Genomic DNA, 7,071 nt, shown 5'->3' with positions numbered 1-7,071 from the left:
AACCCCCCGCGCCCCCCCCCCGCCCACGCCCCCCGTTCGTACCACACCCCCCCCCGGCCCCCCCGCGCCCCCCCCCCGGGCCGCCGGCGCCGCCGGCCCCCCCCCCGGCGGGGCGGCGGTGACCAGCACGCTGGCCAGGGCGGCGAGGGCGGTGAGGCGGCGGTGGCGCAACGGTCGCATCGGCACTCCCGGGAGGACGGAGCCAGATTTGTAAAGGAACCTTCCCGATCGATGAAGCTAAGCCGGTCGGCCACGCCTGGTCAAGGGCGGCGCGGCCAGGTCGTGGGTATGCGGCGCTGCCGCCCGATCGAGCGCAGCCCGGCCGCGTCACCCGGTCCGTCGTCCCTGGTCAGCAGAGCGGAAACGGTTGTCGGATATGCGATCCGACCAGCCCGAACGGTCCTTGTTCGGCGGTCGGCCGGGCGGCAGGATGGGCAGGGACGGATGGAGTTGCGGTGAGCCAGACCCACGCTGTTGCCGCCCCGAGTCCCGCCCCGACCGCGGCGCGGACCACCCCGACAACCCACCAGCGCCCCGCCGCGTCACCGCGGCCGGCCGCCGGGTCCGAGTTCGGCCGGGTCGCGTTCGAGCGGGCGTTCGCCGACCCGGGCCGGCCCGTCCACGGCGCGGTTCGCGCGTCCGTCGAGGCCGCCACCGGGGTGCCGCTGGCCAACGTACGCCTGCACACCGGCCCGCGGGTACGCACGGCGGCCCGGGCCGCCCGCGCCGCCGCCTTCACCCTAGGGCGGGACATCGGGATCGCGGTCGAGCCGGGGCAGGCCGTCCCGGACGCGTTGCTTGCGCACGAGCTGATCCACGCCGCGCAGCAGGCGGGCGACGGGGACGCCGCGCCGGCCGACGCGGAGGCGCAGGCGCACCACGGCGCGCACGACCTCCACGCACTGGGCCCACTGCGCCGCACCGGTATGCCGTACGTCGCGTTCGCGGCCGAGGACTGGCTGCACAGCACCCCGGACATCCGGCACTACAGCTTCACCGAGCTCGTCGACGAGCTGCGCGCCGTGGACGAGTGGCTCAACCGGCAGGTCGTCGGCAGCCAGGAGACCGACCGGATGATGGAGGCCAAGGCGGCCCTGGAGGCGGAGATCGGCCGCCGGCGGGCCGCCATCCGGGCCGCCGACCGGCCGCCACCACGGCGCGGCCGGGGCCGGGCGGCACCGGCGCAGCCTCAGCCGGAGCTGCCCGAGCAGACGGAGATGCCGCGCGTGCTGCGGGAGCGGACCAGCACCCAGCTCACCGACCCGACCGAGATCCGGGCCGAGGTGGACCGGATCACCGCCTGGTTGCAGCGCCCCGACCTGAGCCGGGCCGACCGGTCGATCCTGCGACAGGAACTCGCCTCGCTGGAGCCGGGGTTCGGTGCGGAGCTGGGCCGGGCGAGCGCCCAGCGGCAGCAGCAGCGACTGGCCCGCGCCCTGTCGCCAGGGGACGGAGCGGATGAGGCCGCGGTGCTCGCGAACATCCGGCTGATCGAGTCGATCCGGCCCTACCAGGAGCAGCCGGGCATGGCGTATGTCATGCACGACGGCGAGCTGCTGGTCTTCCCGCAGCAGCTGGCCGACCGGGTACGCGCGGAGGTCACCGCCGCGTTGCAGGAGGCGGCACGCCGGACCCGGAGCATCAACGACAGCACCGAGTACCGGATGAACGAGCATCTGCGGCTCAACTACGAGGACCAGTACGTCGTCGGCTTCTTCGTCAGCCTGGTCAGTGGCGAGGAGCCGGTGGACCTGCAGCGGCGCATGCTCGGCCCGCTGGCCGACTCCAACATCGCGCTCAGCCGCTACCGCGCGGCCCAGCAACGCGGCTCGTTGAGCGAGATGGCCGACGCCGTCTTCACCGCGGCGGTGAAGGCCGACCAGGCGCAGACCATCGTGCTCAACGGGATCGACCGGGCGGTCGCGGCCGCCGGTGCGATCGTCACCGGGCTGACCATCACCCGGAACCTGGCGTTCGCGGTGGCGCTGTCCATCGGCGCGATCCTCGCCGCTCCGGTGGTCGCGGCGGGGGTCGCCGGCACCGGCGCGACGGGCCTGCTCGCCACCGGCATGACCGCGGTCGGCACCGGGACCGTGGTCGGCGGCGAAGGCTTCCTGCTCGGCTTCGCCGGTGGGGCGGGCGGTGAGCTGTTCGCCGGCCACGGCGGGCAGGCGGCGCTGCGGACCGGGCTGAGCGAGGGGCGACGCGTCGGCGAGCAGGGCTTCGCGATCGGCGTCGGCGGCGGGGCGAGCCTCGGGCTGGCCCGCAACCTCGGTGTGGGTGCGGCCGGGCTGACCCGCGGCGGGCAGTTGTGGCGGGGTGCCCTCGCCGGCGGCGGCGGCAACGCGCTCGGGTCGATGACCGGTGCGGCGCTCAGCGACGTTCCGGAGGGCGAGAGCCGGGCCGGATTCGTGCTGCGGTCCGGGGCGTGGGGCGCCGGGCTCGGCATGTTTGGCGGGGCGGCCGGCGCCGGCTCCCAGTGGCTGACCTCCCCGGCGGCCCGGCTCGGCGTCGGCGTGGGGCTGCCCAGCCTGGCCGGTGCAGGCGCGACGTACCTCCAGACGGGGGGCGACTGGAGCCAGACGTTGCAGGCCGGCGCGCTGGGGCTCACTGTCGGGACGCTGGCCAGCCGCCAGCCGACCGGGGTCACCCCCGGCCAGCAGCGCGCGTTCGAGCTCGGCCGAGGGCTCATGCGCACCACCCGGACCTACGCGGGTGCGTTGATGATCGGCCTGGGCAACGTCGGGCCGTCGGTGCGGATGAGCGAGTCGTCCGCGCCGACCACGATCGTCGTGCGCGACAGCGACGCCGGGGCAGTCCAGCAGAGCCAGGCTCCGGTGCAGCAGCAGTCTCCGGCGCCGGTGCAGCAGCAGGTTTCCGCGACGGCATCGCAGCAGATGACGGTGCCCGCTCCGGCGCAGCAGCCGCAGCCGACGGTGACCGTCCGGATCTCCACCGGGGCTTTTCTCGTCAACCCGGCCCGCCTGGTCACCGACCCCTTCTCCGGCCAGGTGCTCGGTCAGCGGTCCGCGTCGGCGCAGACCGCCCGCTCCCTGATCACCGGCATCCGCGCGGACGAGGGCGAGGCGGCAGCCTGGCGGCAGGCTCTTGCCCGCGGCGAAATCGGGTTGCAGGGGCCGACCGGCTCGAACGTGCCCGGCGGCGACTTCTACACCGGCGAGATCGACGCCAACGGGCAGGTGACCCTCATCGCCACCGACGTGAAATTGTCCACCGTGGGTAGCTTCCCGACGCCGGCCACCACCATCAAGCCCACCTGGATGGCCGAGTTGCAGGCGGCCATCGCGCCGGGCCGGCTCAACCTCGGCGACCCCGCGTTGGAGGCCGCGATCCGGGCCGCGTTCGCCGCCGGCCGGGTGCGCATCCGTCAGCTCAACGCGGACTACTCGCCGACCGGCGGGGGCACCATCACCGGCTGGTGAGCCGGCGGACCCGGACAGACGAAAGGCGCCGACCTCGTCGGCGCCTCGTCATCCGTGCCGTCCAGCCATACGGGGTGTCGAACCCCTCATCCATGACCGCAAGGTCTCGGCTGTCCCTACCGCGGGTTGTCGTATGCCTGGACCTATGACGATAATCCCCTTCGTCAGGGTATGCAACGGTCCAGCGTGAACGAACCCTGCTCCACACGTACCCCGACGCCCAGCGGGTTGAGCACGTCGCTGACGTAGCGCAGGGACACCTTCTGCACCGGCCCCTCATCGCGCAGCACCACGCCGGCCCGGAACGGCCCGGCCGCGTCCAGGCCGCGCAGTTGCAGGAACGCCCCGAACTGGCCGGCCACCCGTACCGCGTCGACGACGGTGCCGTCGGTCCGATCGCCGGTGCGCTGCAACCGGGCGTGGTTGTCCCGCATGGTCAGACTGGTGAAGCTGCCCAGGTAGAAGGCGTGCCGCTGGCGGCCCCAGAAGAACGGGACCGCGCAGGACACCGTGTTGTTGCCGATCACCACCTGGCCGAGCACCCGCCGGCCGCTGCCGGCCGCCCGCAGCGCCACGTGGACGCCCTGCAACGCCCCGGTCACCTCGTTGCCCTCGACCCGGACCAGATTCGCCCGATCGCCGGCCACCACGATGCCCTGCCCGACGGCCCGGGTGTCCACCAGCGCCGCCGCGAGGAACCGGCCGCTGACCGCGCCGACCGCCGCCTGGTGCGGTTCGGTGGCGCTGGACGCGACGAACCGGGCCAGCCCCTGGTGCAGCGAGGAGCCCGCCGCCAGCCGCCGCGTCGGGGTGGCCTTCGCCCAGTCGGCGGCCAGCCGACGCAGCGCGGCCGGACCGTCCATCCGTACCGTGCGATCGTCGGCCAGGGTGACCGCCGCGCCGCCGGCCTTCGGGTCGACGGCCAGGTGGGCGGCGACGAACCGACCCAGCTCGCGGGCCACCAGGCGGGTCATCGCCACGGTCGCCTTGCCAACCGACAGCACGACCGTGTTGTCCACGACGGTGCTCTCGGTGGCCGAGGCAACGACGATGCCGGACTGCTGGTCGCCGATCTCCAACCGGTTGCCGCGCACCTCCACCACCCCCGGACGCACGCCCTCCGGGTCGGGCGCCGCGTAGATGCCCGACTGCGCCCTGCCCGACGAGTCCGGGCACCACACCTCGCAGTCGCGCACCCGCACCCCGTCGCAGCCCAGGAAGGTCAACGCGCCCAGCAGGTGCTCCTCACCGGGCGGCGTTCCGGGCGCCAGGCCGGACTCCACCCGCAGCCGGGTGACCTCGATGTCCGGGCACCGGGTCGCCACCAGCACCGCCTCGTGCTTCTCGCCGACCAGCACCGTGGCGGGTCCGACCCCGGTGATCACCACGCGCTGCTTGCCCTTGACGGTCAGCGGGGCGCCGACCCGGTACGTCCCGGCGGCCAGGCACAGCTCGCCCCCGGTGGGGGGCAGGGCGTCCAGGGCGGCCTGCAGGTCGTCGCCGGGGAACGCGGTCACCGTGCAGGTGCCGCCGCGCAGGCCGGTCAGCGGCGGGAAGGTCGGCCGGCAGTCGGTGAGCACCGTCTTGTTCGTCAGGTCCACCACGGCCAGTGGCGTGGCGGTGTGCACGACGCCGTCGGGCGGCGCGTTGGTCAGCGTCTCCACCGCGTCCCCGGCGCTGCCGCGGACCCGCACCCCCCACCAGTCGCCGACCTGGTAGGTGCCGGGGCGGGCGGTGAAGGCGATGCCGACGTCGGCGCCGCCGAGGGTCAGCGGGACGCCGCCGGCCGCGCCGACGGCCTGCCCGTCCCAGCGCCGCAGGCAGGTGCCGGGCGGGTTGCCGACCAGCGGGCTGGCGGCGCCGAGGGTGATCGTGTCGCCGCCGGCCGACGGCGCCACCGCCGCCACGGTGAACAGCGCGCCGTGGTTGCGCCGGTCGGCTCGCCGGGCCAGCGTGGACACCTCGACCAGGTCGCCGGAGGCGAACGTCACCGCGGGCGACGGGGCCAGGGTCACGGCCGTGCCGGCCACCTTCGCCGCCACGGCCTCGCTGCCGTTCGCGTACGACCAGGCGAACCGGGCCGTCTTCTCGGTGCCCGCGTCGAGCACCTCGATGCGCAGCAGCCCGTCGGGCAGCTTGCTGCGCGGGTCGTCGGGAGGCGCGCACGGGTCCGCCGACACCGCCGCGGCGATCCGCGACACGTCCAGCCGGCCCGTCGACACCGGCGCGGGCAGGCCGGCCGCCGAACAGGTGGCGGAGTTCGTGGCGGCGGCCCGTACCCGCCAGCCCACCCGGGTGCGGGTGGTGGTGTCCACCCCGGCGAGGGCCGGGTCGAGCAGGCTCAGGTCCTCCGCCGCCTGCACCTCTTCGACGAACGCGTCGAGGTAGACGTTCACCAGGCCGGACGCCGGGAGGGCGCCGATCTCCGGCTGCGTCGCGTACGCCAGGTCGGTGGGGTTGCGCGCGAGCAGCCCACCGAGCCACATCGTCCCGGCGCGGACGGTCAACGCCCCGCCCACGAACTCCACCTTGAACGCGGTGCTGCCGACCGGCACGCCGGCCGGGCCGATCGTGTCGCGGGCGAGCTGCCGGGCGTCCCGGGCGGAACCACCCACCACCAAATTCCAGTCGGTGTCCAGCAGCACCCGGCCCTGCTGCAGAAGCGCCGCGGTCCACCGGTCGGTGGCGCGCAACGGGACGCTGGTGACGTCTCCGGTCATGTCATTCCTCCGGGTGCGCGACGCTCAGGTGCGGATGCACGGTCAACGGGGTCATCTCGGGCAGGCGCTGCGCCAGCCGGACGGCCAGCGGCCCGCGGCGGGCGTGGTGGTACGCGCCGATCTCGCCGCCGTCGCTCGCGCCGGTGAGCAGCGCGGGCGACGGGCGGGCCGACGGGGCGTCGACCACCGGCGCGTAGTAGCCGGCCGAGTCGAAGCCGACCCCGCCGAAGCGGGGCAACGGCCCGGTCAGGCTGTGGTACGCGGGCGGGTGGGCCTGCGGCGAGTCGTGCTCGCCCAGATGGCAGTAGCGCACGCAGCCGGTCGACGTCACGGTCGTGCGCAGCCCGCCGGTGAACAGGCAGTCGGTTACCCACACCTCGTCGGCCCCGACCGGCCCGACGAAGGTGACCCCGGTGGCGGCCAGGTCGGGCGGGAACCGGTCGACGGCGGCGATCGCAGCGCGGGTCGGGTCGCCACCCGGGTCCCCGCCGCACGGCATCAGCGCCGCGCCCCGCCCGTCCACCACGCAGTCGGTCAGCTGGATCGGGTACGCGGACAGGTCGGCACGGACCGGGCCGAGCAGACAGCGCGTCGCGGTCAGCCGCACCGTCCACGCCGTCGGGTCGACCTCGATCCCGTGCCCAGACGTCGGGTCGCAGGTGATCCCGACCAGGTCGACGCCGGCCAGTTCGGGGCCGATCCGCAGCGCGCCAGCGAGCAGGAACCCGGAGAGCTCGACCTGGACGTCAGCCAGCCGCAGGGACAGGTCCCCGGTGACCACCGGGGTGCAGCCGGTCGGGGCGACGACCCGCCACCGGGTCAGCGCCGGGACGCCGGTCACCGGTCCGGCCGGCGCGGCGAGCCGGTCGCTGGTGAGCAGCCGGATCTCCACCTGCGGCGCGTCCGGC

Annotated in this window: 3 protein-coding genes; 1 reads left to right on the top strand and 2 read right to left on the bottom strand. The window is 75.1% G+C overall.

The genetic code is table 11. From position 1 onward, the window contains the following. The first annotated feature begins 455 nt into the window (after positions 1 to 455). The gene (locus tag ACWEVO_RS25280; RefSeq protein WP_452310002.1) at positions 456 to 3,443 is read left to right on the top strand and encodes an eCIS core domain-containing protein; all 2,988 of its coding nucleotides are present in this window, start codon (positions 456 to 458) and stop codon (positions 3,441 to 3,443) included. Positions 3,444 to 3,607: 164 nt separating this feature from the next. Here the strand turns inward: ACWEVO_RS25280 and ACWEVO_RS25275 are convergent, their stop codons facing one another. Together ACWEVO_RS25275 and ACWEVO_RS25270 are read right to left on the bottom strand one after the other, a co-directional pair. Further along, positions 3,608 to 6,163, bottom strand: a complete 2,556-nt coding sequence (locus tag ACWEVO_RS25275; protein ID WP_452310001.1) for a DUF6519 domain-containing protein — start codon at positions 6,161 to 6,163, stop codon at positions 3,608 to 3,610. A 1-nt stretch (position 6,164) separates the two neighbouring features. Beyond that, on the bottom strand, positions 6,165 to 7,071 hold a 907-nt coding region (locus ACWEVO_RS25270; RefSeq protein ID WP_452310000.1), incomplete at its 5' end, for a hypothetical protein.

The organism is Micromonospora sp. NPDC003776 (genome assembly GCF_053605645.1).
The sequence above is the reverse complement of the archived record's forward strand: the minus strand, read 5'-3'. Positions and strand labels throughout refer to the sequence as shown.

Bases quoted from the DNA above. Each gene is read 5' to 3' on its own strand.
- ACWEVO_RS25275 (WP_452310001.1), bottom strand. From the start codon at position 6,163: ATGACCGGAGACGTCACCAGCGTCCCGTTGCGCGCCACCGACCGGTGG.